The following is a 2,765-nucleotide window of genomic DNA, read 5'->3' on the forward strand; positions in this document are numbered from 1 at the left end:
CCGGCGTCGCCGCCGCCGAGGTCCTCGATCAGGTCGGCCGCGGCCCCGGCGCTGCGGGTGTGGTTCCACTGCTGCGCCGGGCGCACGACCTCGCCGTTCTCGTCCAGAACCACCATGCCGTGCTGCTGGCCGGCGACGGACGCGGCCGCCACGTCGTCCAGGCCGCCGGCCTCGTCGATGGCCTGTTGCAGCGCGGACCACCAGGCGTCGGGATGCACCTCCGTCCCGTCGGGATGGGTCGCCCGTCCCTGCCGGACCAGCTTGCCGGTCTCGGCGTCGCGGATGACCACCTTGCAGGACTGTGTCGAGGAATCGATCCCGGCTACCAGCGTCATGGGGTTCATCTTCCGCTAGAGATCAGCGTGCGCGCAGCACGTGGTCGATGGCGAGCTGGTGCAGCTTGACGAAGTGGTAGCCCTGGGCACCGGCCGCGTCGACGTCGTAGTTCTCGAAGGCGCTCTTGTCGTTGAGCAGATCCTGGTAGCTTTCGCCGTCGTTCAGCGTCGGCTTCGACAGCTCCAGCACCTTGGCCTCCTCCAGCGCCGCCTGCACCTCCGGGTCGGCCCGGAAGGCCGCCGCGCGCTCCTTGAGCAGCAGGTACATGCGCATGTTGGCCTTGGCCGACTCCCACACGCCGGTGTAGTCCTCGGTGCGGGAGGGCTTGTAGTCGAAGTGCCGGGGCCCGTCGTAGCCGGGGCCGCCGCCGGGTCCGCCGTTCTCCAGCAGGTCCACCGTGGCGAACGCGCTGAGCAGGTCGCCGTGGCCGAAGACGAGGTCCTGGTCGAACTTGGGGCCGTGCTGGCCGTTCAGGTCGATGTGGAAGAGCTTGCCGTGCCACAGCGCCTGGGCGATGCCCTGGGTGTAGTTGAGGTTCGACATCTGCTCGTGGCCGACCTCGGGGTTGATGCCGAACAGTTCGGGGCGCTCGAGGTCGTGGATGAACGCGATGGCGTGCCCGGCCGTGGGCAGCAGGATGTCGCCGCGGGGCTCGTTGGGCTTGGGCTCGATGGCGAAGCGCAGGCCGTAGCCCTTGTCCTCGGAGTACTGGGCGAGCAGGTTGAGGCCCTCGCGGTAACGGTCGAGCGCGGCCTGCACGTCCTTGGCGACGTCGTACTCGGCGCCCTCACGGCCGCCCCAGAAGACCAGCGTCTTGGCGCCCAGCTCGGCGGCGAGGTCCATGTTGCGCAGGACCTTACGCAGCGCGTACCGGCGGACGCTGCGGTCGTTGCTGGTGAAGCCGCCGTCCTTGAACACGGGGTGGGTGAACAGGTTGGTCGTCACCATCGGGACGATCAGGCCGGTCTCTTCGAGGGCCTTCTTGAAGTTGGCGATGATCCCGTCGCGGGTGTGCGCGTCGGAACCGAACGGCACCAGGTCGTCGTCGTGGAAGGTGATGCCGTACGCCCCGAGGTCGGCGAGCTTGTGCACCGCCTCGATCGGGTCGAGGGCGGTGCGGGTGGCGTCGCCGAAGGGGTCACGGGCAGTCCAGCCCACGGTCCAGAGACCGAAGGAGAACTTGTCTTCGCGGGTGGGCTGGACCGACACGGTTACCTCCACGTAACAGAACTGATTTGTTTATTGGTTGAATTATTTGACCGCGGTGTGGCATTGTCAAGGGCGTGACGGGCCGGATGATGAGTGCTACGGGATCCCCGGTCCGGCAATCGAGCGTGCGGGCCCATAATCTCGCGCTGGTGCTGCGAACCGTGGCGAACAGCCCAGATCCGATATCTCGGGCATCGGTGTCCGCGGCCACCGGGCTCACCCGAGCCACCGTCTCCGCGCTCGTCGACGACCTCGTCACCGGCGCCCTGCTCACCGAACGCGAGCCGGCGCCCCGCACGGGAGCCGGCCGGCCGGCCGTGGGTCTGGTGGTCGCGCCGGACGGCCCGGCCGGACTGGGCCTGGAGATCAACGTCGACTACCGGGGCGCCTGTGTCGTCGACCTCACCGGCGCGATCCGGCACCGCCTCGTGGAGCCCGGCGATCAGCGCCTCCAGGATCCGCAGACCGCGCTCGCCGGACTGGGCCGGCTCGCTGCCCGGGCTCGGGCGCTCGCCGAGGCGGACGGGCTGACCGTGGCCGGCGCGGTGCTCGCCGTGCCGGGCCTGGTCGCCGCCGACGGCATGGTGCGGATCGCCCCCAACCTCGGCTGGCAGGACGTCACCGTCGGAGACCTGCCCGACGGGCTGGCGATGACCGTCGACAACGAGGCCAACCTGGCCGCGCTGGGCGAACTCGACGTCGGCGAACTCCCCCAGGACTTCGTCTACGTCAGCGGCGAGATCGGCATCGGCGCCGGCATCGTGCTGGACGGCGCGCTGTATCGGGGCTCCCGGGGCTGGAGCGGCGAGATCGGGCACATCCCGATCAACTCCGACGGGCCGGGCTGCCGGTGCGGCGCCCGGGGGTGCCTTGAGCAGTACGCCGGCCAGGAGGCCGTGCTCCGCGCCGCCGGTGTCGGCACGGTGAGTGCGCTGGCGGCTGCGGCGACGGCTGGGAAGCCTGACGCGCTGGCCGCGCTTACGGCTGCTGGTGCCGCGCTGGGCATGGCTATTGCGACTGTGGTCAATCTGCTTGATGTCCGGACGATCGTGCTCGGCGGCAGTTACGCGTCGCTGCTGCCCTGGTTGCGGGACGGGATCGCGGCTGAGGCGGGTCGGCGGGTGCTCACCGCCGCCTGGTCGCCGGTGGAGCTGCGGGCTGCGGCGCTGGGGCCGGACGCGGCGATGCTGGGGGCGGCCGGGTCGGTGCTGCGTGGCGTC

The 2,765-nt window shown here is 70.5% G+C and carries 3 protein-coding genes; 1 reads left to right on the forward strand and 2 read right to left on the reverse strand.

Translation table 11 applies throughout. The annotated features are described in order from the left end of the window. Both AB0C29_RS42155 and xylA read right to left on the reverse strand, forming a co-directional pair. Positions 1 to 335 (reverse strand): FGGY family carbohydrate kinase (locus tag AB0C29_RS42155; protein ID WP_360833066.1); only part of this gene is annotated, 335 nt, incomplete at its 3' end. Between the two features lie 22 nt (positions 336 to 357). Beyond that, on the reverse strand, positions 358 to 1,545 hold the full coding sequence (xylA, locus tag AB0C29_RS42160; protein WP_360833069.1) for a xylose isomerase: 1,188 nt from the start codon (positions 1,543 to 1,545) through the stop codon (positions 358 to 360). An 89-nt stretch (positions 1,546 to 1,634) separates the two neighbouring features. On the opposite strand from xylA, the gene AB0C29_RS42165 reads away from it, so the two are divergent. After that, positions 1,635 to 2,765: ROK family protein (locus AB0C29_RS42165; protein ID WP_360833072.1), on the forward strand; the 1,131-nt coding region annotated here is incomplete at its 3' end.

This window comes from Actinoplanes sp. NPDC048791 (assembly GCF_040650095.1).
GTDB lineage: Bacteria > Actinomycetota > Actinomycetes > Mycobacteriales > Micromonosporaceae > Actinoplanes.